This window comes from Pseudomonas sp. ICMP22404 (genome assembly GCF_006227205.1).
Classification (GTDB): domain Bacteria; phylum Pseudomonadota; class Gammaproteobacteria; order Pseudomonadales; family Pseudomonadaceae; genus Aquipseudomonas.
Genome location: NZ_VCNG01000003.1, coordinates 467,914 through 493,317, shown reverse-complemented (window position 1 = coordinate 493,317; position 25,404 = coordinate 467,914). Strand labels below are relative to the sequence as shown.

Below are 25,404 nucleotides of genomic sequence, written 5' to 3'. Positions count from 1 at the left end.
CACAACCACTGAAACCGGCCCATGATTTGTGGCGAGGGGATTTATCCCCGCTGGGCTGCGCAGCAGACCCAAAAAATCTGAATTGCAGTCTGCCTGACACACCTCAGCGGTGGATCTAAGGGCTGCTGCGCAGCCCAACGGGGATAAATCCCCTCGCCACAAGAGGAGAATAACCGTGGCATTCACCCTCGAACTGGAAGAGTGGGTCGGCAGTGTCTGGCACCGTTTCATCACGCGGCGTGCCAGTGCCGATTTTCCCGAGGCACGGGTTGAGCTGAGTGATCGGCAGCGATCCCTGCAAGTGCTGTTTCACGCCACCGGCGGCGCTCGTCACCAGGGGGTTGAGGCGGTCAGTGATCGCGACCTGCTGTTGCGCCGCAACCTGCTCCAGCAGATCGCCGGCACCTGCAAACAAACGCCGCTGGCCTGGTGCGATGCTGATAACTTGCGTCTGCCCGCGAGCCTGGCGGTGTTTCCCGATGCCGGCTTGAACGAAGAGCTGTATCGCTGGCTGGCCTTGCTGGCCGCGCAGTCGGGGCCGATGAAACACTGGGGGCGGGACAATCAGCGTTGGACCCAAGTCGTGTTGCGGCGCTACCCGGCGTTACGTCCTCGCTATCGGCGGCTGATGGAGGCACACCTGTCCCTGCGCCCCGATCCGGCGGAGTTGAACCCGGACGAAGCCTTGCTGGAGCGTGCCCTGTGCCAGGCCTTGCGCGACCCCGGCAGTGTCGAGCATTTTCCCCGCAGCGAACGGGCGGCCTGGCCGTTACCGCTGTGGCTGTATCCACCCCGGCATTTGGGCAATCCCCAGACCGGCAATCTTGAGGAATCCGAGCAATACTTGGCGACCCCGCCGGGTGAGCAGCAGGGCGGACGCAAACGCGCCGAGCGGATCGACGAAACCACCCGGGACGGAGGGCTGCTGATCGTTCGCCTGGAAAACCTGTTCAGTTGGACCGAGCACGTGGACCTGGATCGCTGGTCCGACGACAGCGAGGACCCAAACGCGGCACGGGTCGCCGAAGACCTGGACCAGTTGACCCTGTCGCGCACACGGTTGCGCAAGGGCGGCGGCTTGAAGCTGCACCTGGACCTGCCGCCGGCGGATGTGGATGACGTGCCATTGGGCGAAGGCATCCGGCTGCCGGAATGGGACTATCGCAAGCATCGCCTGCAGGACGACTTCGTCAGCCTGCAAACCTTCATTCCCAGGGATTGCGAACTCCAGCCCCTGCCGTCATGCCTGCGAACGCCGGCCCAGCGCTTGCGTCGCCAGTTCGAACACCTGCGTAACGACCGACAATGGTTGCGCCAGCAAACCCAGGGCTCGGAGCTGGACTTGCAGGCCTGGCTGGATTTCCACGTCGAGCGCCAGCACGGCCAATGCAGCGAGCGCGGCTTGTTCATCGAGCAGCGCCAGACCCGTCGCGACCTGGCCTGCCTGTTGCTGGCCGACCTGTCGATGTCCACCGACGCCCACCTCAACGACGAGCACCGAGTGATCGATGTGATCCGCGACAGCTTGCTGCTGTTCGGTGAAACCCTGTCGGTACTCGGGGACGATTTCGCGTTGTACGGCTTCTCGTCGTTGCGCCGCCATCATGTGCGGATGCATGAGCTCAAGGCCTTTAATCAACGCTACGACGACCACACCCGTGGCCGTATCCAGGCGCTCAAGCCCGGCTACTACACGCGCATGGGCGCGGCGATCCGCCAGGCCACACAACGGCTGGCGGGCTGCAAGCGGCGGCGCAAACTGCTGTTGCTGCTCAGTGATGGCAAACCCAACGACCTGGACCTCTACGAAGGACGCTACGGCGTGGAGGACACCCGCCAGGCCGTGCTGGAAGCGCGGCGCCAGGGACTGACGCCGTTCTGCATCACCATCGATCGCGAAGCGGGGGACTACTTGCCGTACATGTTCGGCGGCAACGGCTACACCTTGATCCGCCAGCCCGAACAGCTGCCGCTGCGTCTGCCGCAGTTGTACCGGCAATTGACCCAGGACTAAGGCCTCAGACGATGTCGCGGGGTAACCAGAAGAACATGACGATGCAGAAAATCGTCAACCCGACGCAAAACCAGGTGAAGCGTCGCAACCGGCGCTCCGTGGCTACCGCGGTGCTGTCCGGCAAGGGCATGCCGCATTGGCGACACTCGGGTTCATCCGCCGGGTTGGCCTGTTGGCAGTACAAGCAAGTGGCCTGGGCGCTCATTCGAACTGCTCCAGGCGCAGGCGGTCGAGAATGGCGATCTGGCGGCCGTCCTGGGTGATGATCTTTTCGTCGATCAGCCGCCGGATGATCCGCGAGAAGGTTTCCGGCTGGATGGACAGGTGGCCGGCGATCAACTGCTTGGCCATTGGCAGTTCGAACTGGCTGTCCACGGTCTGCAGGCGAACCAGTTGCGTCAGCAGGTAGCGCACCACGCGGTGCGTGGCGTTTTTCAGCGACAGGGTTTCGATCTCGTTGACCCGCTGGTGCAGGCGCACGCAGAGCTTGCCGAGCAGGGCAAAGGTCAGCCGGCTGTTGCTTTGCAAGAGCCGTATGTAGGTGGCGTTGGAGAGGCGATACAACTGGGTCGGGCAGACGGCATCGGCGGACGCGACGTAGTTGGATGTGTCCATCAGCATCATGGCTTCGGCGAACGTCTGGCGCTCGCCAATCACTTCGAACACTTTCTCCTGGCCGTCCGGGGTCAGGCGATAGATTTTCACGGCTCCGGCAATCACGAAGTAAAACGCCTGCGCCGGTTCCCCTTGGCGAAACAGCGGGTCGCCTTTGTCGATGTTCAGCAATTGGCTGGAACCCATCAGTTCGTCGAGCTGTTCGTCATTGAGCGGTTCGAACAGATGATGACTGCGCAGAATCTGGTGATGGACGCGGTGGAGCACCATGGCGTGAATCCTTGTGGTAAGCGAAAAATCGGTAGGGGTCAGACGAGGTTGAGCGACAGGTTGCTGGCGAGCGCCACGACGCAGGAGAGCAGGAGGAACCAGACGAGTGGGAGGGCGACATGTTTCATGGGGTTCTCGGCAAAAGGGGTATGCCGTGCCTGAGCAAGAGCCGGGCCATGCTTGCCGGCCTTGTGTGTCGGCGGTTTCCGTTGATCAGGGTCAAAACTACCTCGGCCTTGCCGGGTAAAAATAACCACGAAACGGTCATAAATACCCTGTCCGCCTGTGGGAGCGAGCCTGCTCGCGATAGCGGTGTGTCAGCCGACTCGATGCCAACTGCCAGGCCGCTATCGCGAGCAGGCTCGCTTCCACAGGGGAAAGAGGTTGTTCTTTAGAAGGGGGAACGCGCTTCGTGCGGTTTCGGCAAGCCCCTTGCAAGTCCCCGCTCGAAGCGGACCGCCGAGGGCTTGCTTGATCTGAGACAAGCCCCGTCGGGACCGATAGCCGATCATTCGGATCTGATTGTGGACCCTCGTCCCTGGGCCATTCCCGGGAGGGGTTAAGGAGTGAAGTATGCAAGTGCTTGACCGTCGCAAGGCCATGGCCATCCTGCCTTTATGGCGTCTGGCGTTCCGGCCGTTTTTCCTCGCCGGCTGTGTGCTTGCGTTGTGTGTCGTGCCGTTGTGGCTGGCGGTGTTCAGCGGGCGGCTGTCGGTCTGGCAACCGGCGGGAGGCTGGTTGGCCTGGCACCGTCATGAGCTGTTGTTCGGCTTCGGCCTGGCGATCATCGCCGGGTTCCTGCTGACGGCGGTGCAGACCTGGACGGGGACGCCAGGGCTCAGCGGCAAGCGCCTGGTGGCATTGGCGCTGGTGTGGCTGGGGGCGCGGCTGGCCTGGCTGGTCGATGCACCCTGGCCGTTGCTGGCGGTACTGGAAGTGGGTTTCGCCCTGGCGGTGGCGGCGCTGATGGGCGTCACGCTATGGCGCGTGCGGCAGAAGCGCAATTACCCGATCGTGCTGGTGTTGCTGTTGTTGGCCGCCGCCGATGGGTTGTCTGTGTACGGCCTGGTTCAACAGGATGACGGCGTGCAACGACAAAGCGTGCTCACCGGCCTGTGGCTGGTGGCGGCGATGATGGGGCTGATCGGCGGACGGGTGATTCCGTTCTTTACCCAGCGCGGATTGGGGCGCGTCAAGGGCGTTGCGCCCTGGCCGTGGCTCGATCGATTGCTGTTGGCCGGTTCGGCCCTGGTGGCGCTGCTCTATGCCAGCGGTGCGGCGTTGTCGGCCAATGCCTGGACCGGCCTGGTGTTTGCCGCACTGGCGACGGGACATGGGATTCGCTTGATCCGTTGGCATGATCGGGATTTGTGGCGGGTGCCGCTGCTGTGGTCGTTGCACCTGGCCTACGCCTGGCTGGCGTTGGCTTGCCTGGGCATGGCGCTGTGGCATTTCGGTGCGCCGCTGAACCCGAGCCTGGCGGTGCACAGCCTGACCATCGGCGCCATGGCCGGACTGATCCTGGCGATGATTGCCCGCGTCAGCCTTGGCCATACCGGGCGTCCTCTGGAACCGCCGCTGGGCATGACCCTGGCGTTCATCCTGCTCAATCTGGCCTGCCTGAGCCGGGTGTTGCTGGTGCTGGTATTCCCGTTGGGCGCGTTGTGGCTGGCGGGGTTGTGCTGGACGCTGGCGTTCGGGCTCTATGCCTGGCGTTATGGGCCAATGCTCTGCCGGGCTCGGGTGGATGGGCATCCGGGATGAGCCGAATGAACGGAGACGATCGATGATGTATGGGGTCCTGCTGGTCACGCATCTGTTGGCGGCCATTGCTTTCATTGGCACGTTGTTCTTCGAGGTCTGCATCTGGCACACCGCCCGCCGGCCACTGGCCCAAGGCACCCGGGATGCCGCCGACCAGGCCATCGCCCAGCGTTCGCGCCGGGTGTTGCATGGTGTGGTGCTGTTGTTGTACGGCGCCGGCATCGGCCTGGCCTGGCAGCATCGCGGGGCGTTGAGCCAGCCGCTGAGCAGCAGCTTCGGCCTGCTGCTGAGCCTGAAGATCCTGCTGGCCCTGAGCATCGTCGGGCACTACCTGCTGCTGGCCTACTGGCTCAAGCGCGGCCGCCTGAACCCGGCCCGTGCCTGCTGGCTGCGACGCAGCATCCTGGGGCATATGCTGGTGATCGTTGTGCTGGCGAAGGGGATGTTCTACTGGCAGTTCTGACTAAACGCAGGTAGTGGAGGATTCTTCTGTGGGAGCGAGCCTGCTCGCGATAGCGGAGGGTCAGTCAGCGCTGAGTCAACTGACCGACCGCTATCGCGAGCAGGCTCGCTCCCACAGGGTCAGGGGTTGGTGGGCTAGTGGTTGGAAGGGCTCATCGCCTTGACGAACAACACGTTGTTTTCCAGGTGAATGTGCTGCATCAGGTCGTCACGCAGTTCCACCAGGCCGCGATACAAGGCGCGCCAGGTGTTGCAGGCGTCGGCGGGCGGGGTGATCTGGTCGGTCAGGGCGAGCATGGTTTCCAGGGCCTCGCCATGCTGGTCATGTTCGTAGCGCAGTACCTGGATCGGCGCCGAGGCCCGTTCGCCGAGGCCTTGTTGCAGCATTGGAAAGAGCACCTGTTCTTCCTTGAGCATGTGGCCTTCGAGTTCCTGATACAGGTCCTGGAGGTGATCGGCCAGGCCATTCGGGCAGCTGGGGCGGGCACCATGCACCTGCTCGACGCGGCGAGCCAGGCGGATCAGTTCCGGCAGTTGTTCACGGTGGCGGGCGTGGTAGCGCTCCAGGATGTGAGCGATCAGCTTAGCCTGGGGTTCGTCGCGCCAGTCATGGCCTAGCTCCCCGGCGGCTCGTAGCGTCTTGAGGGCGTCGGCGATCAGCAGCGGGTTCAGGCCTTTGCCCAGCGCGGCTTCACGCAAGGTCTTTTGCCCGCCGCAACAGAAATCGAGGCTGTAATGATGGAAGGTACGGGTGGCACCGGGAATGTCGCAGGCCAATTGGCCCAGGCTTTGTTCCAGCAGTTCGAGGCTCATCATGTTTCCTTGGGTTGAATCCCGCTAGGGACAGATGATTCGGCATTGCAGCCGACGTGCCATTTTTAACTGATTGATATTAAAAGTATTTATTTCGTTATCGGGTGATTATGACCCGAGTGGGAAAGGGTCAAACCAACCCTGGAGGGTCATCATTACCATGCTGCGTGAAAGCCTGTCCGCCGACCTGATCGTCGAGTTGCCCAATGCCGTGCGGTTGCAGCGTCTGGTGCAGACCCTGCGCGAATATTTCAACAGTGGTGCCGTGGGGTTGCTGCGCCTGGACGATGGCAGCCTCCGGCCCGTAGCCACCGTTGGCTTGGTCCATGAGGCACTGGGCCGTCGTTTCGTGATTGCCCAGCATCCGCGCCTCGCGGCAATCATGGCCTCACGCGAGCCCACCTGGTTCGAGCCCGACAGTCGATTGCCGGACCCTTATGACGGCTTGCTCGATCACCACGTCGGTGAACCGCTGCCGGTGCACGACTGCATGGGGGTAAGTCTGTACGTGGAAGGGCGCCTCTGGGGGGCGATCACCCTGGATGCGTTGCACGCCGGCACCTTCGACAGCCGTGCCCGCGAGGAACTCAAGCGTTGCACCCTGCAGATCGAGGCGGCGGTGCGGGTGACCCGGCTGGAGCAGGAGAACCGCAGTCTGCGGGCTTCGCGTAGCGATTCGCCGGACCTGCACTTGCCCGTCGAAGAGGGCGAGGTCCTCGGTCGCAGCGAGGGCCTGCAACAGTTGCTCAACGAACTGGACGTCCTGGCCGATTCCGAACTGCCGGTGTTGCTGCTGGGGGAAACCGGCGTCGGCAAGGAGCTGTTCGCGCGGCGCCTGCACAGGCTGTCCCGGCGCAGTCACAAGCCACTGATTCAGGTCAATTGCGCGGCATTGCCGGAATCCCTGGCGGAAAGCGAGTTGTTCGGTCACGTCAAAGGCGCGTTTTCCGGTGCGACCACCGACCGCGCCGGGCGTTTCGATGCGGCCAATGGCGGCACGCTGTTTCTCGATGAGGTCGGTGAGTTGCCGCTGAGCGTGCAGGCCAAGTTGCTGCGCACGCTACAAAACGGCGAGATCCAGCGCCTGGGCGCGGATAAGCCGCTGCACGTCGATGTACGGATCATCGCCGCCACCAACCGACATCTGCCCGACAGCATTCGCGACGGGTTGTTTCGCGCCGACCTGTATCACCGCCTCTCAGTCTATCCGGTGCCGATTCCGCCGCTGCGCGAGCGCGGTCACGACGTGCTGATGCTGGCGGGGCATTTTCTCGAACTGAACCGCACGCGACTGGGTTTGCGCGGCTTGCGCCTGTCTCCTGCCGCCGAGCAGGCGCTGCTGGCGTATAGCTGGCCGGGCAACGTGCGGGAGCTGGAGCATGTGATCAGCCGCGCGGCACTGAAGCAGCTCAGCCGGGGCGCCAGTCGCAGCTTGATCATGACGCTCGAACCACAGGTGCTGGACCTCGACGTCAATGCCAGTGTCTCCGGTGCACGGGTTCTGCTCGAACAGCCCGAGGCGTTGATCGATGCGCCGCTCCAGCCCTTGAGCGAAACCGTCGATGCGTGCCAGCGCCAGGCGATTCTCCAGGCCCTGGACCGTTGCGGGCAGAATTGGGCCGGGGCGGCTCGGCTGTTGGAGGTGGACCCGAGCAACCTGCATAAACTGGCGCGGCGGTTGGGGCTCAAGTAGAGTCTGGGGGACCGCGTTGCTGCCATCGCGAGCGGGCTCGCTCCCACAGGTTCTGCGCAAATCCTGTGGGAGCGAGCCTGCTCGCGATAGCGTCGGCAAGATCACCACAGGAACCCGCATTGACGACGATCAAGGTCGGCCCACGTCATAGCACCCACACTGGGCCAAACCCCTGTGGAGATCACTCTCATGCCCCTGTCCCTGGCAAACATGCGCCGCCAGTACACCCGCGAAGGCCTGGACGAAGCCCATGTCCCCGATGATCCGCTGGCGCTGTTCGGGCTATGGATGCAACAGGCCCGGGAAACCGAAAGCCCGCCGGTCGAGGCCAACAGCATGGTCCTGTCCACTGTGGACGAGCAGGGCCGTCCCCATGCCCGGGTGCTGCTGCTCAAGGGCTTCGGCGAAGACGGTTTCACGTTCTTTGGCAACTACGACAGTGGCAAGGGCCAGGATCTGGCAGTCAACCCCTGGGCGGCGATGACCTTCTTCTGGCCGGGCCTGGAACGTCAGGTGCGCATCGAAGGGCAAGTCCGCCGACTCGACCCGGCACTGTCGGATGCCTATTTCCATTCACGCCCACTGGCTAGCCAGCTTGGAGCATGGGCGTCGCCGCAAAGCCAACCGCTGGACAATCGTGCCGCGTTGGAGCGCTTGCTGGCACACGCCGAGCAACGCTTCGCCGGCCAAGCGGTGCCGCGCCCCGGATATTGGGGCGGCTATTGCCTGCGACCGGAGCGGCTGGAATTCTGGCAGGGTCGCCCCGATCGCTTGCATGACCGTCTCGACTATCGCCGGCAGGTTGGCGACTGGCAGTGCAGCCGCCTGGCGCCCTGAGCGCCAGGGGAGGTACCTCCATGGAGGAATAGGCCCGGCACGGATTGCGGTTCAGGCTGGGCCATCTTTTCTGACAGGACGGCTGATCATGGCCCATCTGACGCAACGCCTCTTCCAACCGCTGAACATTGCGGTGCTCACCATCAGCGATACCCGCAGCTTCGACACCGACACCTCCGGCCAGACCCTCGTCGATCAGCTGCAGACTGCCGGTCACGTATTGATCGACCGGGGGCTGGTGAAAGACGACATCTACCAGATCCGCGCCCAGGTTTCGCAGTGGATCGCCGACCCCAAGGTGCAAGTGGTATTGATGACTGGCGGCACCGGTTTCACCGCCCGCGATAACACGCCACAAGCGGTGGCACCGTTGCTGGACAAGCAGGTGGACGGCTTTGGCGAATTGTTCCGTCAGGTCTCGCTGGAGGAGATTGGTATGTCCAGCCTGCAATCCCGCGCATTGGCCGGCATGAGCAACGGCGTGCTGGTGTGCTGTCTGCCGGGTTCGCCGGGCGCTTGCCGGACTGGTTGGGAGCAGATCCTGGCCGAGCAGTTGGACAGTCGCACCGGGCCGTGCAACTTCACCCCTCATCTCAAGCCCCAGGCGGGCGTCGAGCCGGTGGCCTGCGAGACGCGCTCATGAGCGGCCGCGTATGTGGATCGGCGTGCGACAGCGGTACGCTGATGCCGGTGGATGAAGCCATCCGTCACCTGCTCGACCAGGCACCGCCGCCACCACCGATCCAGCGGATCGGCCTGGACCAGGCCCTGGGTCGTGTGCTGGCTGCCGATGTGCTTTGCCCGATGAACCTGCCTGCCTGGGACAACAGCGCCATGGACGGTTACGCGCTGCGGGCCGCCGATCTGTCTCCCGCCGGGGGATACCTGGCGTTGAGGGGGCGAATCGCCGCCGGCGACGGGCCGGGTGAGCCGTTGCGGGAAGGCCAGGCGGTACGGATTTTCACCGGCGCACCAGTGCCGCCGGGTGCCGACACCGTAGTACCCCAGGAGAGCTGCCGGGAGGAGGGCGAGCGGGTCTGGGTGCCGTCGGTCAGCCAAGGCGACCATGTGCGCAAGGAGGGTGAAGAGCTGCGCCGAGGCGAACGATTGTTCGAGGCCGGTACTCGCTTGCGGGCCCAGGAGCTGGGGCTGCTGGCCGGCGCCGGGATCGCTCAGGTGGAGGTCTATCGTCCATTGCGGGTCGTCCTGCTCAGCAGCGGCGACGAACTGCGTGAGCCGGGGGAGCCCTTGGCGCCAGGGCAGATCTATAACAGCAACCGCCGCAGTATTGCCGCCTTGTTGCGTGGCTGGGGTTTCGAGGTGCATGACTTCGGCGTCATGCCCGATCGACTCCAGGCCAGCCAGCAGGCGCTGGGCCTGGCAGCCGCTGACTGCGACGTGCTGCTGACCTCCGGCGGCGTCTCCGTGGGCGAGGAAGACCATCTCAAGCAAGCCATCGAGCGTCTCGGCAGCATCGACCTCTGGCGCCTGGCGATACAGCCGGGCAAACCCCTGGCCTTCGGCGAGGTGGCCGGTACCCCCTGGATCGGCTTGCCGGGTAATCCGTCGGCGGCGCTGATCACGGCGCTGGTGGTGGTGCGTCCGTTTCTGTTCCGCGCCCAAGGCATGAATCAGGTATTGCCCGTGCCCTTGCACTTGCCGGCCGGTTTCGACTGGTTGCAACGCAATCGTCGCCGCCAGTACCTGCGGGCCCGGCTGGTGCCGGACGCCGAAGGTCATCTGTGCGTGGTGCCGCACCCTCAGCAAAGCTCAGCCATGTTGACCGCCGCCTGCTGGGCCGATGGACTGGCGGTGGTGGAGTGCGAGGCGCAGGTGCACAAGCACGACCGGGTGATGTACCTGCCGTTCGCCGAGCTGATGCATTGACGGCAATTGATTGCCGTCAAGGTCGCCGGCTGACGGCTGGCTAGACTGGCGGCGCCCCAGGTTTTCTCACGAGGATGCCCCATGCAATTGGTTTGCCCGGCAGGGAATCTGCCTGCCCTCAAAGCGGCGGTGCGCCAAGGCGCCGATGCCGTCTATGTCGGCTTTCGCGATGACACCAATGCCCGGCATTTCGCCGGGCTGAACATGGACGACAAACAGTTCGACGCAGCTGTCGCACACATCCGCCAGCATCAACGCAAGCTCTATGTCGCCGTCAACACCTACCCGCAACCCAAGGGGTGGGAACGCTGGCAACGAGCGGTGGATCGTGCCGCCGATTTCGGCGTGGACGCCCTGATCGCCGCCGACCCCGGCGTGCTCGGCTACGCCAGCCAGCGCCATCCGAACCTGGCGCTGCACCTGTCCGTCCAAGGCTCGGCGACCCACGCCGCCGCGCTGGCGTTCTACGCCCAACGCTATGGCATCCGCCGTGCGGTGTTGCCTCGGGTGCTGTCCCTGGCCCAGGTCCGGCAGGTGGCGGCGGGCAGCCCGGTGCCCATCGAGGTCTTCGGCTTCGGCAGCCTGTGCATCATGGCCGAGGGACGTTGCCACCTTTCCTCTTACATCACCGGCGAATCACCGAATCTCTGTGGCGTCTGCTCGCCGGCGAAGGCCGTGCGCTGGAGTGAAGACGCCGAGGGGCTGAGCGCACGCTTGAGCGAAGTGCTGATCGACCGCTACACCCCACAGGAGTCGGCCGGTTACCCGACCCTGTGCAAGGGCCGCTTCCTGGTGGGCGGCAAGCGCTTCCATGCGTTGGAAGAGCCCACCAGCCTGGACACCCTGGACCTGCTGCCGGAGCTGACGGCCATCGGCGTCGAGGCGGTGAAAATCGAAGGCCGCCAGCGCAGCCCGGCCTACGTGGAACAAGTGACCCGGGTCTGGCGCGCCGCGCTGGATGCTCACCGGGCCGCGCCGCAGCGTTTCCGCGTTCGCGAAGAATGGCGCCAGGTGCTGGCCGGTCTGTCGGAAGGCAGCCAGACCACCCTGGGCGCCTACCATCGATCATGGCAATGAGGAAGGCCAGATGAAGCTCAGCCTGGGACCGGTCCTGTTCTACTGGGACAAAACACAACTGGGAAATTTCTACGCCGAGATGTCGGCCTTGCCGCTGGATGTGATCTACCTGGGGGAAACGGTGTGCTCCAAGCGCCGGGCCTTTTCCCTGGACCAATGGCTGGGGTTGGCGCGTGAACTACAGGCGTGCAGCCAGGCCCAGATCGTGCTGTCGAGTCTGACGCTGATTGAGGCAGCCTCGGAGTTTTCCACGTTGCGTCGCCTGTGCGACAACGGCCAATTGCTGGTGGAGGCCAACGACATGGGCGCCGTGCAAGTGCTGTCCGAGCGCAAACTGCCGTTTGTCGCTGGCCCGGCGCTGAACCTGTACAACGGTCACGCCCTGGCGCAGTTGCTCGACAGCGGCATGATCCGCTGGGTGCCGCCGGTGGAGTGTTCGGCGGCGCTGGTCAGCGATGTGCTGGAGCAAGTGCGGGAAATGGATCGCGACGTACCCGAGCTGGAAATCTTCGCCTACGGTCATCTGCCCCTGGCTTACTCGGCGCGCTGCTTCACCGCCCGGGCGGAAAACCGGCCCAAGGACGACTGCCAGTTCTGTTGCATCAACTACCCCGACGGCCTGGCGTTGAGCAGCCAGGAAGGCCAGCAACTGTTCACCCTCAACGGCATCCAGACCATGTCTGGCGAGGTGAGCAACCTGCTGGCCGATTACAGCGCCCTGCAGGCATGCGGTGCCGACGTGCTGCGCCTGAGCCCGCGGGCCCAGGGCATGGCCGAGGTGGTCAGTGCCTTCGACCGGGTCCGCCGGGGCGAGGCGCCACCTTTGTTTGTGGAAGGATGTAACGGCTACTGGCATGGTCACGCCGGCATGCTGAAAGTAGAGGAGGCGGGGCTGTGCTGAGTCCGAAGAAGTGGATGCTCAAAGGCGCCGACCGTTTGCTGCCGCTGATCGGCAAGGTGCCGTTCGTGGTCCAGCGACTGGCGTTACAGCAGGCGCTCAATCGGTGCCTGGCCGAACCGCTGCGCGATGGCGGGTTCGATGTGCTGCGTGATCGCTGGCTGTGCCTGCGAGTGCCTGACCTGGGCTTGCGCTGGTATCTGACGCTGGGGCGCGAAGGGCTACGCATTGCCGAACGGGCCGAAGCCCAGGTCACCATCAGCGGCAACTGGCGCGAGTTCCTGTTGCTGGCCAGCCGCCAGGAAGACCCCGATACGCTGTTCTTCCGACGGCGGTTGGTCATCGAAGGCGATACCGAACTGGGGTTGGCACTGAAGAACCTGATCGACAGTCTCGACCCGGATGTGTTGCCGCCCTGGTTGTGGCGCAACCTGGAGCGGGCGGGAAAAGGCCTGGCAACGGTGGGATGAGATGAAGGCACTTGATGATTTGCCCCTGGTGTACTCCTGCTCCGGCTGCTCCAACGTGGCCCAACTGGCCAATACCGTCGCCCTGCGCCTGGACCGCGCAGGCCTGGCCGAGATGTCCTGCATCGTCGGGGTAGGTGGGCATGTCGCGGCGCTGGTCAACAAGGCACGCTCGGGACGGCGGATCATCGCGCTGGACGGCTGCCCCTTGCAATGCGTGCAGGGCTGTTTGCAGCAACACGGGTTGAAGGCGGATGTGCCTGTGATCCTGAGTCAGTTGGGCTTGCGCAAGCGGTATGGGGTTGATTGCACGGATGAGCAGGGGGAGGTGCTGTTTGAATATCTGGTGACGATGATGGCGGGTGTGCCAGAGACAGACTAGAGAGCACAACATGATCCTTGGCGAGGGAGCAGGCTCACTCGCCAAGGAACTGTCGTCGTTGCGCTATTGCTGATAGTCCGCCAGCGCATCCTCGGCCAGGATGCGAATGTTGCGCCGCTCCATGGCGATCAGGCCGCCGTCCACCAGGCGATGGAGAATGCGCGAGAAGGTTTCCGGCTGGATGCCCAGCTTGGAGGCCACCAAGCGCTTGGAAACCTGCAGCACCACCTGGCCGTCGCGGGGATCGCGTTCCTGCAACAGGAAATTGATGACACGCCGGCTGGCGCTGGCCAGGGTCAGGTTGTCGATGTCCTTGAGGCGCTGGTGCAAATGCATGCTGATGCTCGCCAGAATCGCCAGGCAGACCTTGGGTTGGTCTTCCAGGGCCTTGCGATAATGGGTGCCTTCGATACTCACCAGCACGCTGTCCTTGATCGCGGCCGCGCTCACCGGATAACAACGGGCCTGGCTGAACAGCAGCGCCTCGGCGAAGGTCTGGCCGGGCTGGATGATCTCCACCAGGTTCTCCTGGCCCTCGCCGGTGACCCGGAACAACTTGACCTGGCCGCTGATCAGCAGGAAAAACCGTTTGGCCGGGTCGCCCTGATGCATGAGCGTGCCATTGCACTCCAGGCGCTTGAGCACGGCCAGGTTGCACACGTCTTCGAAGACGCGCTCCGGCAAGTGACTGAATAAGTGGTGACGGCGCAACATTAGAACGATGGAAGGGTGAGTCAGCATGGCGTACCTCCGCGTACCGTCATGGTAGAACCCCTCGCGTCGCCGGCCTATGCCTCGGCAGGCCTACCTCTGAAGAGGGATGGATTGGTCATATGGCGAACTCAACCTCTGTGGGTTTGCTCGCGAAAGCGGTGTGTCTGCTTGCCGGGATGTTGACTGTGCTGACGCCATCGCGAGCAGGGCTCGCTCCCACAGGGGATCTGTGTCAGACACAAACCCAACAGAAACCCGGAACTACTGTGGGAGCGAGCCTGCTCGCGATAGCGGTGGGTCAGCTGGCCGGATGTTGGCTGTGCTGACGCCATCGCGGGCAAGCCTGGCTCCCACAGGGGACTTATGTCGGACGCAGAGCTAACCGGCACCAGAAACTACTGTGGGAGCGGGCTTGCTCGCGAAAGCGGTGTGTCTGCTTGCGGGGATGTTGACTGTGCTGACGCCATCGCGAGCAGGGCTCGCTCCCACAGGGGATCTGTGTCAGACACACTGCCTGCAAGCACTAGGTGGGGGAGCTGATTCAACCGGCTCCGCGCAGATGCTCCATCGCCCAGACCGCCGCCTCGACCCGCGAGCGCAAGCCGAGCTTGTGCAGCAGGTTCTTGACGTGGACCTTGACCGTGCCTTCGGTGATGCCCAGTTTGTGCCCGATGACCTTGTTGCTGTGGCCGCTGGCGATGGTCTTGAGCACCTGGCGTTCGCGCTCGGTCAGTTCCACTTCGGGTTGGCGCGGCGGGGAGCGCAGGGCCTGGGCCATGACGCGGGTCAGGCCGGGACTGATCACCAGGGCTCCGCCCAGGGCGTCGCGGATGTACTGGATCAGCAATTCGGGCTCCATGTCCTTGAGCAGGTAGCCATTGGCGTCCAGACGCAGGGCATCGCGGATGTCGTCCTCGGCGTCGGACACCGTGAACAACAGCACCTTGCCGCTGTAGTGCATGGCCCGCAGTCGGCGCAGGGTCTCGATGCCGTTCATCTGCGGCATGTTGTTGTCCAGCAGCACCAGATCGGGCTTGAGCGGCTCGATCAGCGTCAGGGCTTCCTCGCCATGGCTGGCTTCGCCGGCTATCTGCAGATCATCTTCAAGTTCAAGCATCTGGCGGATCCCGCGACGCATCATCGGATGGTCGTCGACCAGCAGCAGGGTGTGGCGCAGGGGAGCGTTCATGTAGCAAGGCCTTCGGTGGGTTGGCCCAGGAATTCCGGTTGGAAGCGCACCTGGATATGGGTGCCCTGGGGTGTTCGGGAGAGGATCTGCAGCTGGCCGCGCAGGCTACGGGCCCGTTCGTTCATGATGTTCAGGCCGTGGTGCTCGCGCTGGTCCACCTCACCGCTGAAACCACGGCCATCGTCTTCGATCGACAGCCGTACTGTTTCGCCTTCCTGGCGCAACTGCAGCCAGGCGTTTTCGGCATGGGCATGGCGCAGGCAGTTGGACAAGGCTTCGCGGGTGATCTGCAGGATGTGGATCTGCTCGCTGGCCGACAGCTCGAAGGCCAGGGTGTCGACGAACAGGTGCACCTGGAAATCGCCACGGTGAGAGAACTCTTCGGCGGTCTCCTTGAGCTCATGGATCAGTCCGTCGTCATGGATCTGCAGGCGGAAGGTGGTGAGCAATTCGCGCAACTGCCGGTAGGCGTTGTTGAGACCTTCGCGCAACTCACCAGTGACTGTCTCCAGGGTCTGCACCGGTTCGCCGCGACGCATCAGGGTCTGCATGCGACTGACTTGCAGCTTCATGTAGGACAGGGCCTGGGCCAGGGAGTCGTGCAGTTCCCGGGCAATGATGGTGCGCTCGTCGAGCAGCAACAGGCGATGGTCCTGCTCGCGTTGGCGCTTGAGTGACAGCGACGTGCCGATCAGGTTGGCCAGGGCCTGGATCAATGCGGTTTCCCAGGGCTGCGCTGCGTGTCCGTCGACAAAGTGCGCCTTCAGTTCTCCCAACTCATTGCCCTGGTTGCTGATGCTGAAAGTTTGCGGGCGGGCGCCATGATGTTTCTCGCAGGTGGCGCAGTCGCTGCTGGCGCAGACCTCGCGGTTGTTGGCGCCATGAATGGCCAGCAGTTGCCGCGCGGGTGCCTGCAACTGCCCCTGCAGGCACAGCGACAGGCGCAGGCCCGGGAGCCGTTGCTGGAAGCGCTGGATCAATTCGTCCAGGCCCTGGGCATTGGCCTGGCGGGTGGCCAGGCTGCGACTGCTTTGGTACAGCAACTCCAACGCGGCGTTGGCGTGCTGCAGGTTCAGGGTCTTCTGGCGAACCTGATCTTCCAGGGTGCGATGGGACTGCTCGATGGTTTCGGCCATGGTATTGAAGCTGGTCGCCAATTGGCCCAGTTCATCTTCGGATTGGTGATTGACCCGCACCTGGAATTCGCCACGACGAAAACGCTGGGTCGCGACCACCAGCTCCTGCAATGGCGTGACCACGCTGTATTGCAGTTCGTACAGGCCAATGAGCAGGATGATCATGGTGCTGAACAGCGCCATGCCCTGGATCGTCTGTTGCCAGCCCTGTTTGTGTTCGCTCTGGCGTTGCAACAGGGTGACGAACTGGTCCAGTTGCTCGACGAACGAGTCGGCGCTGGCCTGGAAAAACGCCGAATCGCCGCGCTCGACGGCAGGGCGAAGGGTCTGGTTCCAGCGTTGCAGGAGGTCGCGATAGCTCTGATGCAGGGCGGTGGTCGGGCCGTCTTCCAGCACGGCATGAAGGGAAGGGCTGTCGAGGCGTTGTTGCAGGCTGTCGATGATCGGGGCGATGTCCCCGGTGGCACCGGCCGCCAGTTTCCAGCTGAGGTGGTAGGTCTCCATGCGCACCGAGCCGGCGGTGTTGATCGCCGCTGCGTCGCCCTGGCTGAACCAGGCGATCAAGCCGGCGCTCAGGGAGCTGGCCAGGGCAAGGATGGCGATGAGAATCACCGCGACCCCGGCGCGCGCGGGCAGGGAGCTGCGCAGCCAGCTCATCATTGTGGCTGGCCCTGGAAGAGTCTGTTCAAGCCTGGCATGGGAGCGTCCCGGACGAGGGGTGTTGCAGCCGTCCTGGGTGCACTACCTCTAAAGAGTTGTTGGCCGTTCCGTTTCGATAAAAGCTTCGGCCTACTTGGTCAAGATATTGATAAACAAAGGGTTTTATCAATTTCAAGGTCTACCCCTTTGGAGGTAGACGGGTCCAGCATAGGCCAGAACGGCTCCTGGGCACGTTGACCCAGGTCAAGTTTTTACCGGGTTCGCATCACTAGGCTGCGCTCATCGAATCGAGGGGAGTGCAGCGTGATGCGAGCGCAAGTGCAACAAGGGCTGGTACTGGGGATGAGTACCCTGGCCTTCACCGTGTGCTTCATGGTCTGGATGATGTTTGCCGTGCTGGGCGTTCCGATCAAGGAAATGCTCGCGCTTAACGAGACCCAGTTCGGCCTGCTGGCCGCCACCCCGGTACTGACTGGTTCGCTGGTACGCCTGCCTCTGGGGATCCTGACTGATCGCTTCGGCGGGCGGATCGTGTTCTTCCTGTTGATGCTGTCCTGCGTGTTGCCGCTGTACCTGATCACCCTGGCGACCGAGTTCTGGCAGTTCCTGGTGCTGGGGCTGTTCGTCGGCCTGGCCGGCGGTTCGTTTTCAGTCGGCATCGCCTACGTCGCCAAGTGGTTCGACAAACAGAACCAGGGCTTCGCCATGGGCGTGTTCGGCGCCGGCAACGCCGGATCAGCGCTCACCAAGTTCCTGGCTCCGGCGCTGATCGCCCTGGGCACCTGGCACCTGGTGCCGAAGGTGTTCAGCGCCATCCTGTTCATCACCGCGCTGCTGTTCTGGTTCCTCACAGCTGAGAAAAAAGAACATCGCAGCGTCAGCGGCGCGAGCCTGCGTGAACAACTCAAGGCCTTGAAAGAACCGGCCGTGTGGCGCTACTGCCAGTACTACTCGATCGTGTTCGGCGGTTACGTGGCCCTGGCCCTGTGGATGACCAAATACTACGTGCAGGAATACGGTTTCAGTCTGCAAAGCGCAGCGCTGCTGGCCGCGTGTTTCTCCCTGCCGGGCGGCGTGCTGCGGGCCGTCGGCGGCTGGATGTCGGATCGCTGGGGCGCCCAGAGCGTGACCTGGTGGGTGCTGTGGGTCAGCTGGATCTGCCTGTTCCTGCTGTCGTACCCGCAGACCCAACTGCAAGTGCACACCGTCAACGGCATCGTCGACTTTCACATCGGCCTCAGTGCCACGCTGTTCACCGTGCTGCTGTTCGTGATGGGCGTCGCCTTCGCGTTTGGCAAGGCCTCGGTCTTCAAATACATCGCCAACGACTACCCGAAAAACATGGGCGCGGTGTCCGGCATCGTCGGCCTGGCCGGCGGCCTGGGCGGCTTCGTGTTGCCGATCCTGTTCGGTGCCCTGGTGGATCTCACCGGCGTGCGCTCGTCCTGCTTCATGTTGCTGTACGGCGTGGTCTGGGTCTCCCTGATCTGGATGTACCTCAGCGAAATCCGCAAGCGCCCGCTGCTCGGTAAGCAACCGCTTGCCAGCCAACCCCCGTTTTCCAGCATTGCCCAAGGAGAAGAACATGTCCGTTCTGCAAACGCCTGACAAAGGCCCGGTCATTCATGACTGGCGCCCGGAAGACCCGGCCTTCTGGGGCCGCAGTGGCAAACAGACCGCACGCCGCAACCTGTGGATCTCGATCCCGGCGCTGCTGCTGGCCTTCGCGGTGTGGATGGTCTGGAGCACGGTGATCGTGCGCCTGAATGCCATCGGTTTCAGCTTCAGTACCGACCAGTTGTTCTGGCTGGCGGCACTGCCGGGTCTGTCCGGCGCGACCTTGCGGGTGTTTTACTCGTTCATGGTGCCGATCTTCGGCGGACGGCGCTGGACCGCCCTGAGCACCGCGTCGCTGCTGATACCTGCGCTGTGGATGGGCTTCGCCGTACAGAATCCGACCACGCCCTACAGCGTGTTCGTGCTGATCGCGCTGCTCTGCGGTTTTGGTGGTGGCAACTTCGCCTCGAGCATGTCCAACATCAGCTTCTTCTATCCCAAGTCCCAGCAGGGCACCGCCCTGGGGTTGAACGCCGGCCTGGGCAACCTGGGCGTGTCGGTGATGCAGTTCAGCGTGCCGCTGGTGATTTCCTTCGGGGTGTTCGGCTTCATGGGCGGTCAACCCCAGGTGCTGGCCGACGGCAGTTCGTTGTGGCTGCAGAACGCCGGCTTCATCTGGGTGCCGTTCATCCTCGCTGTGACGCTGATTGCCTGGTTCGGCATGAACGACCTGTCCAGTGCCCGTGCTTCGTTCAGCGAGCAGGCGGTGATTTTCAAGCGCAAGCACAACTGGTTGATGTGCTGGCTGTACCTGGCCACGTTCGGCTCGTTCATCGGTTTCTCCGCCGCGTTCCCACTGCTGATCAAGACCTCGTTCCCTGACGTCATCGCCCTCAAGTTTGCCTTCCTCGGCCCCCTGGTGGGTGCACTGGTACGGCCGTTGGGTGGCTGGCTGGCGGACAAGCTCGGTGGCGCGAAAGTCACCTTGTGGAACTTCGTGCTGATGATCGCGATGGTGTTCGGCGTTCTGCACTTCCTGCCGCAAGGTGGCCAGGGTGGCAGCTTCTACGGCTTCCTGGGCATGTTCATGTTGCTGTTCATCACCACCGGCGTGGGCAACGGTTCCACCTTCCGCATGATCCCGGTGATCTTCCGCACCCTTCACGAGAAAGCCGCCCTGGGCAAGAAGCCCGAGCTGCGTGAGCAAGCACTCAAGAACGCCGGCAAGGAATCGGCCGCGGTGTTGGGTTTCAGCTCGGCCATGGGTGCCTTCGGTGCGTTCTTCATTCCCAAGTCCTTCGGCACTTCGATGGCCCTGACCGGCGGCCCGGAGATGGCCTTCTACATGTTCGTCGGCTTCTACCTGAGCTGCATCGTGGTGACCTGGTGGTGGTACGCGCGCAAGGGCGCCGCGACTCCCTGCTAAGACGAATTCAAACAGTGGCCTGTACGGTTAATTAGCGTGCTCAAGTTCGAGTGTCAGGACTCGTCGGGCAAGGCGCCATGACGAGTCGTAGCCCGCTACGGCGAGGAATGGCAACGCAGCTTGACGAGTCCTGGCGCCGAAATTGAGTGCGCTAATTAGCCACACAGGCCACCAGTGCGTGGGCGGGGCGCAGACCCCGCGGAGCAAGCCTGAGAGGAAAGACACTGTGAGTCATTTACTGGATCAACTGCGGTTCTTCAACCGCAAGCAAGGCGAGTTTTCCGAGGGGCATGGCGAGACCCGCAAGGAGTCCCGGGACTGGGAGAACGTCTACCGTTCCCGCTGGCAGTACGACAAGATCGTGCGCTCCACCCATGGGGTGAACTGCACCGGCTCGTGCTCGTGGAAAATCTACGTCAAGAACGGCCTGATCACCTGGGAGACCCAGCAGACCGACTACCCGCGCACCCGCAACGACCTGCCCAACCACGAGCCACGCGGCTGCCCTCGTGGCGCCAGCTACAGCTGGTACATCTACAGCGCCAACCGGCTCAAGTACCCGAAGGTACGCAAGCCGTTGCTCAAACTGTGGCGTGAAGCCCGGCAGACCCTGCCGCCGGTGGAAGCCTGGGCCAGCATCGTCGAGAACAAGGCCAAGGCCGACTCGTATAAAAGCAAGCGCGGCATGGGTGGCTTCATTCGTTCCAACTGGGAAGAAGTCAACGAAATCATCGCCGCGGCCAACGTCTATACCGTCAAGCAACACGGCCCGGACCGGGTGGTGGGCTTCTCACCGATCCCGGCCATGTCGATGGTCAGCTACGCCGCCGGCGCTCGCTACCTGTCGCTGATCGGTGGCGTGTGCCTGAGCTTCTACGACTGGTACTGCGACTTGCCGCCAGCCTCGCCGATGGTCTGGGGCGAGCAGACCGACGTGCCGGAATCGGCCGACTGGTACAACTCCAACTACATCATTGCCTGGGGCTCCAACGTCCCGCAGACCCGTACCCCCGACGCGCACTTCTTTACCGAGGTGCGCTACAAGGGCACCAAGACCGTGGCAATCACCCCGGACTATTCGGAAGTCGCCAAGCTCACCGACCTGTGGCTCAACCCCAAGCAGGGCACCGACGCCGCGCTGGCCCAGGCCTTCAACCATGTGATCTTCAAAGAATTTCACCTGGACAAGCCGAGCGCCTATTTCACCGACTACGCCAAGCGCTACACCGACCTGCCAGTGCTGGTGATGCTCAAGCCGATGCTCGGCACGGCGCCGGGCGCGGGTTACCAGCCGGACCGCTTCCTGCGGGCCAGCGACCTCACCGATAACCTCGGCCAGGACAACAACCCCGAGTGGAAGACCATCGCCCTTGATGCGGCTGGCGAACTGGTGTCGCCCCAAGGCTCCATCGGTTATCGCTGGGGTGAGAAGGGCAAGTGGAACATCCTGCCCCGTGAAGGCGGCGAGGGGCGCGAGATCGACCTCAAGCTGAGCCTGATCGGCGGTGACGTGGCTGAAGTGGCCTTCCCGTACTTCGCCGGCGAAACCCAGGAGCACTTCCAGCACGTGGCCGGTGACGCGGTGCAGTTCCGCCGCGTACCGGTACACAGCGTGGTGCTGGCCGACGGCAGCGTGGCGAAAGTCGCCACGGTGTTCGACTTGTCGGCGGCCAACCTGGCGATCGACCGTGGCCTGGGCGGCGCCAACGTGGCCAAGGACTACGACGACGCCTCGGTGCCCGGCACCCCGGCCTGGCAGGAGCAGATCACCGGCGTCAGCCGCGAGAAAGCGATCCAGATCGCCCGTGAATTCGCCGACAACGCCGACAAGACCCGTGGACGTTCGATGATCATCGTCGGTGCGGCAATGAACCACTGGTACCACATGGACATGAACTACCGCGGGCTGATCAACATGCTCATGCTCTGCGGTTGCATCGGCCAGACCGGCGGCGGCTGGGCTCACTATGTCGGCCAGGAAAAACTCCGCCCGCAGTGCGGCTGGCTGCCCCTGGCCTTCGGCCTGGACTGGAATCGTCCTGCACGGCAGATGAACGGCACCAGTTTCTTCTATGGCCACAGCTCCCAATGGCGCCACGAGAAAATGAGCATGCACGACGTGCTCTCGCCCCTGGCGGACAAGTCGCAATTCCCCGAGCACGCTTTGGACTACAACATCCGCGCCGAACGCGCCGGCTGGTTGCCCAGCGCGCCGCAGCTCAACACCAACCCGTTGCACATCTGCCGCGATGCCGCCGCCGCGGGCATGGAACCCAAGGACTACGTGGTCAAGTCCTGGCAGGACGGGTCGCTGCGCTTTGCCTGTGAACAGCCCGACAACCCGGTGAACTTCCCGCGCAACATGTTCATCTGGCGCTCCAACCTGTTGGGTTCTTCGGGCAAGGGCCACGAGTACATGCTCAAGTACCTGCTCGGCACCAAGAACGGCGTGATGAACGAGGACATCGGCCAAGTCGGCGACTGCAAGCCGACCGAGGCCGAATGGGTCGACGAGGGCGCCATCGGCAAACTCGACCTGGTGACCACCCTGGATTTCCGTATGTCCTCGACCTGCGTGTATTCCGACATCGTCTTGCCGACCGCCACTTGGTACGAAAAAGACGACATGAACACCTCGGACATGCACCCGTTCATCCATCCGTTGTCAGCGGCCATCGATCCGGCCTGGGAGTCGCGTTCGGACTGGGAAATCTACAAGGGTATCGCCAAGGCTTTCTCGGCCATGTCGGTCGGACACCTGGGTGTCGAGAAAGACCTGGTCACCGTACCCCTGATGCACGACAGCGTCGGCGAGCTGGCCCAGCCGTTTGGCGGCACCGACTGGAAAACCGCCGGGGTGGCCCCGCAACCGGGCAAGAACGCCCCGAACCTGCAAGTGGTGGAGCGCGACTACCCGAACATCTACAAGCAATTCACTTCCCTGGGCCCGCTGCTCGAGAAGCTCGGCAACGGCGGCAAGGGCATCAACTGGAACACTGACACCGAAGTGAAATTCCTTGGCGAGCTGAACCACCACGAAGTGGACGCCGGTATCAGCCAGGGCCGGCCAAAAATCGACAGTGCCATCGACGCCGCCGAAGTGATCCTGTCCCTGGCCCCGGAAACCAACGGCCACGTGGCGGTCAAGGCCTGGGCGGCGCTGTCGGAGTTCACTGGCATCGACCACAGCCACCTGGCTGTATCCAAGGAGCACGAGGCGATCCGCTTCCGCGACATCCAGGCCCAGCCGCGCAAGATCATTTCCAGCCCGACCTGGTCCGGCCTGGAAGACGATCACGTGAGCTACAACGCCGGCTACACCAACGTTCATGAGTCGATCCCATGGCGCACCATCACCGGCCGCCAGCAGTTCTACCAGGATCACCCGTGGATGCAGGCGTTCGGTGAACAGCTGATGAGCTACCGGCCACCGGTCAACACCCGGACCATCGAAGGGGTGAAGGGCAAGCGCAGCAATGGTGAGCCCGAGATCGTCCTCAACTGGATCACGCCGCACCAGAAGTGGGGCATCCACAGCACCTACACCGACAACCTGTTGATGCTCACCTTGAGCCGTGGCGGGCCGATCATCTGGCTCTCCGAGATCGACGCCCGGCGCGCCGGCATCGAGGACAACGATTGGGTCGAGTGCTTCAACGCCAACGGCGCGCTGACCGCCCGGGCGGTGGTCAGCCAGCGGGTCAAGGAGGGCATGGTGATGATGTACCACGCCCAGGAACGGATCGTGAACGTGCCCGGTTCGGAAACCACCAAGACCCGTGGCGGCCACCATAACTCGGTGACTCGCGTGGTGCTCAAGCCCACCCACATGATCGGTGGCTACGCCCAGCAGGCCTACGGCTTCAACTATTACGGCACGGTCGGCTGCAACCGCGACGAATTCGTCGTGGTGCGCAAGATGGCCAAGGTCGACTGGCTCGACGGCTCCAGCGGCGATGACCTGCCGCGTCCCCTGCCGACTGAGCTGGATTGAGGAGATTGAGATGAAAATTCGTTCACAGATCGGCATGGTCCTGAACCTGGACAAATGCATCGGTTGCCACACCTGTTCGATCACCTGCAAGAACGTCTGGACCAGCCGTGAAGGCATGGAATACGCCTGGTTCAACAACGTCGAGACCAAGCCCGGCATCGGCTACCCCAAGGAATGGGAAAACCAGGACAAATGGAAGGGTGGCTGGGTCCGCAATGCCGACGGCTCGATCAACCCCCGCATCGGCGGCAAGTTCCGCGTGTTGGCGAATATCTTCGCCAACCCGGACCTGCCGGGCCTGGACGACTACTACGAACCGTTCGACTTCGACTACCAGCACCTGCACACCGCGCCCCTGGGCGAGCACCAGCCCACCGCGCGGCCGCGCTCACTGGTGTCCGGCAAGCGCATGGAGAAGATCGAGTGGGGCCCGAATTGGGAGGAGATCCTCGGCACTGAATTCGCCAAGCGGCGCAAGGACAAGAACTTCGACAAGATCCAGGCGGACATCTACGGCGAGTACGAAAACACGTTCATGATGTACCTGCCGCGCCTGTGCGAGCACTGCCTGAACCCGGCGTGTGCGGCGTCGTGCCCGAGCGGTGCGATCTACAAGCGTGAAGAGGATGGCATCGTCCTGATCGACCAGGAGAAATGCCGCGGTTGGCGCATGTGCATCAGCGGCTGCCCGTACAAGAAGATCTATTTCAACTGGAAGAGCGGCAAGTCGGAAAAATGCATCTTTTGCTACCCGCGCATCGAAGCCGGGATGCCAACGGTCTGTGCGGAAACCTGCGTCGGCCGGATTCGCTACCTCGGCGTGCTGCTGTATGACGCCGACCGCATCAGCGAAGTGGCGAGCACCGCCAACGAACAGGACCTGTATGAGAAGCAACTGGAGATCTTCCTCGACCCGAACGACCCGGCGGTGATCCGCCAAGCCCTGGCCGATGGCGTGCCGCAGTCAGTGATCGATTCGGCACAACGCTCGCCGGTCTACAAGATGGCCGTGGATTGGAAGCTCGCGCTGCCGTTGCACCCGGAATACCGCACGCTGCCGATGGTCTGGTACGTGCCGCCACTGTCGCCGATCCAGAACGCTGCCGCCGCCGGCACCGTGGGCATGAACGGGGTGATCCCGGACGTCGACAGCCTGCGCATTCCGCTGCGCTACCTGGCCAACCTGCTGACCGCCGGCGATGAAAAGCCCGTCAAGCTGGCCCTCAAGCGCCTGCTGGCGATGCGTGCCTACAAGCGTTCCGAACAGGTTGACGGCGTGAAGGACCCGCAAGTGCTGGCCGATGTCGGCTTGAGCGAGAACCAGGTCGACGAGATGTATCGCTACCTGGCCATCGCCAACTACGAGGATCGTTTCGTCGTGCCGAGTGCTCACCGCGAAGACGCCATGAGCGACGCGTTCGCCGAGCGCTCCGGGTGCGGCTTCAGCTTCGGCAGCGGTTGCAGCGGCAGTTCCGACACCAACATGTTCGGCGGCAAGAAGGCCAACCGTCGCGACGTGATCAAGACCGTACAGTTGTGGGAGGACTGA

At 63.4% G+C, this 25,404-nt stretch carries 21 protein-coding genes; 15 read left to right on the top strand and 6 right to left on the bottom strand.

The genetic code is table 11. The features are described 5' to 3' along the window. The first annotated feature begins 175 nt into the window (after window positions 1-175). Entirely contained in the window at window positions 176-2,014 is a 1,839-nt protein-coding gene (locus FGE05_RS08095; protein WP_139643552.1) for a nitric oxide reductase activation protein NorD, read from the top strand. Window positions 2,015-2,018: 4 nt separating this feature from the next. Here the strand turns inward: FGE05_RS08095 and FGE05_RS08090 are convergent, their stop codons facing one another. Then, window positions 2,019-2,219: a protein DnrP gene (locus tag FGE05_RS08090; protein ID WP_139643550.1), complete on the bottom strand. Its 201-nt coding sequence runs from the start codon at window positions 2,217-2,219 to the stop codon at window positions 2,019-2,021. Next, window positions 2,216-2,899 (bottom strand): Crp/Fnr family transcriptional regulator, encoded by a 684-nt coding sequence (locus FGE05_RS08085; protein WP_139643547.1) that lies wholly within the window; start codon window positions 2,897-2,899, stop codon window positions 2,216-2,218. Before FGE05_RS08085 ends, FGE05_RS08090 begins: the two co-directional genes overlap by 4 nt. 573 nt (window positions 2,900-3,472) lie before the next feature. Between FGE05_RS08085 and FGE05_RS08080 the strand changes: the two genes are divergently transcribed. Then, window positions 3,473-4,663, top strand: coding sequence for an NnrS family protein (locus FGE05_RS08080; RefSeq protein WP_139643544.1), 1,191 nt, complete (start codon window positions 3,473-3,475; stop codon window positions 4,661-4,663). A gap of 22 nt (window positions 4,664-4,685) precedes the next feature. Next, window positions 4,686-5,126: a hypothetical protein gene (locus FGE05_RS08075; protein ID WP_139643541.1), complete on the top strand. Its 441-nt coding sequence runs from the start codon at window positions 4,686-4,688 to the stop codon at window positions 5,124-5,126. Window positions 5,127-5,260: 134 nt separating this feature from the next. Here the strand turns inward: FGE05_RS08075 and ytfE are convergent, their stop codons facing one another. Next, complete coding sequence (gene ytfE / locus FGE05_RS08070; RefSeq protein ID WP_139643538.1) at window positions 5,261-5,938, bottom strand: iron-sulfur cluster repair protein YtfE; 678 nt, start codon at window positions 5,936-5,938, stop codon at window positions 5,261-5,263. Window positions 5,939-6,098: 160 nt separating this feature from the next. On the opposite strand from ytfE, the gene norR reads away from it, so the two are divergent. The 8 genes from norR (at window position 6,099) to FGE05_RS08030 (ending at window position 13,179) form a co-directional block, all read left to right on the top strand. Next, window positions 6,099-7,631 carry a nitric oxide reductase transcriptional regulator NorR gene (norR, locus tag FGE05_RS08065; RefSeq protein ID WP_139643533.1) on the top strand — a complete coding sequence of 511 codons (1,533 nt, stop codon included), beginning with the start codon at window positions 6,099-6,101 and terminating at the stop codon, window positions 7,629-7,631. A 189-nt stretch (window positions 7,632-7,820) separates the two neighbouring features. After that, window positions 7,821-8,468: a pyridoxamine 5'-phosphate oxidase gene (gene pdxH / locus FGE05_RS08060; protein WP_139643530.1), complete on the top strand. Its 648-nt coding sequence runs from the start codon at window positions 7,821-7,823 to the stop codon at window positions 8,466-8,468. A gap of 88 nt (window positions 8,469-8,556) precedes the next feature. Then, complete coding sequence (gene moaB, locus FGE05_RS08055; RefSeq protein ID WP_139643527.1) at window positions 8,557-9,111, top strand: molybdenum cofactor biosynthesis protein B; 555 nt, start codon at window positions 8,557-8,559, stop codon at window positions 9,109-9,111. Beyond that, the gene (glp, locus tag FGE05_RS08050) at window positions 9,108-10,355 is read left to right on the top strand and encodes a gephyrin-like molybdotransferase Glp (protein WP_139643525.1); all 1,248 of its coding nucleotides are present in this window, start codon (window positions 9,108-9,110) and stop codon (window positions 10,353-10,355) included. Before moaB ends, glp begins: the two co-directional genes overlap by 4 nt. An 81-nt stretch (window positions 10,356-10,436) precedes the next feature. After that, a complete protein-coding gene (locus tag FGE05_RS08045; protein ID WP_139643523.1) occupies window positions 10,437-11,432 on the top strand; it encodes a peptidase U32 family protein in 996 nt (331 codons plus the stop codon). A 10-nt stretch (window positions 11,433-11,442) separates the two neighbouring features. Beyond that, window positions 11,443-12,333 (top strand): U32 family peptidase, encoded by an 891-nt coding sequence (locus FGE05_RS08040; RefSeq protein ID WP_139643520.1) that lies wholly within the window; start codon window positions 11,443-11,445, stop codon window positions 12,331-12,333. Continuing rightward, window positions 12,327-12,800 (top strand): SCP2 domain-containing protein, encoded by a 474-nt coding sequence (locus tag FGE05_RS08035; protein ID WP_047702858.1) that lies wholly within the window; start codon window positions 12,327-12,329, stop codon window positions 12,798-12,800. The genes FGE05_RS08040 and FGE05_RS08035 overlap by 7 nt, the downstream gene beginning before the upstream one ends. 1 nt (window position 12,801) lies before the next feature. Then, window positions 12,802-13,179: a putative zinc-binding protein gene (locus FGE05_RS08030; RefSeq protein ID WP_139643517.1), complete on the top strand. Its 378-nt coding sequence runs from the start codon at window positions 12,802-12,804 to the stop codon at window positions 13,177-13,179. Window positions 13,180-13,242: 63 nt separating this feature from the next. On the opposite strand, the gene FGE05_RS08025 is transcribed toward FGE05_RS08030, so the two are convergent. From FGE05_RS08025 to FGE05_RS08015, 3 genes are all read right to left on the bottom strand, one after another. Beyond that, window positions 13,243-13,920, bottom strand: a complete 678-nt coding sequence (locus FGE05_RS08025; protein WP_139643514.1) for a Crp/Fnr family transcriptional regulator — start codon at window positions 13,918-13,920, stop codon at window positions 13,243-13,245. Window positions 13,921-14,434: 514 nt separating this feature from the next. Further along, window positions 14,435-15,082 (bottom strand): two-component system response regulator NarL, encoded by a 648-nt coding sequence (gene narL, locus FGE05_RS08020; protein WP_139643511.1) that lies wholly within the window; start codon window positions 15,080-15,082, stop codon window positions 14,435-14,437. Continuing rightward, window positions 15,079-16,878 carry a HAMP domain-containing protein gene (locus FGE05_RS08015; protein ID WP_139643508.1) on the bottom strand — a complete coding sequence of 600 codons (1,800 nt, stop codon included), beginning with the start codon at window positions 16,876-16,878 and terminating at the stop codon, window positions 15,079-15,081. Before FGE05_RS08015 ends, narL begins: the two co-directional genes overlap by 4 nt. Window positions 16,879-17,184: 306 nt before the next feature. Between FGE05_RS08015 and FGE05_RS08010 the strand changes: the two genes are divergently transcribed. The 4 genes from FGE05_RS08010 to narH all read left to right on the top strand — a co-directional run bounded on the left by FGE05_RS08010 (window position 17,185) and on the right by narH (window position 25,404). Next, complete coding sequence (locus FGE05_RS08010) at window positions 17,185-18,486, top strand: nitrate/nitrite transporter (RefSeq protein WP_217505838.1); 1,302 nt, start codon at window positions 17,185-17,187, stop codon at window positions 18,484-18,486. Next, window positions 18,464-19,861 carry a NarK family nitrate/nitrite MFS transporter gene (locus FGE05_RS08005; RefSeq protein WP_024776631.1) on the top strand — a complete coding sequence of 466 codons (1,398 nt, stop codon included), beginning with the start codon at window positions 18,464-18,466 and terminating at the stop codon, window positions 19,859-19,861. Before FGE05_RS08010 ends, FGE05_RS08005 begins: the two co-directional genes overlap by 23 nt. A gap of 226 nt (window positions 19,862-20,087) precedes the next feature. Next, window positions 20,088-23,855 carry a nitrate reductase subunit alpha gene (locus tag FGE05_RS08000; RefSeq protein ID WP_139643503.1) on the top strand — a complete coding sequence of 1,256 codons (3,768 nt, stop codon included), beginning with the start codon at window positions 20,088-20,090 and terminating at the stop codon, window positions 23,853-23,855. 10 nt (window positions 23,856-23,865) lie between these two features. Beyond that, the gene (gene narH, locus FGE05_RS07995) at window positions 23,866-25,404 is read left to right on the top strand and encodes a nitrate reductase subunit beta (RefSeq protein WP_139643500.1); all 1,539 of its coding nucleotides are present in this window, start codon (window positions 23,866-23,868) and stop codon (window positions 25,402-25,404) included.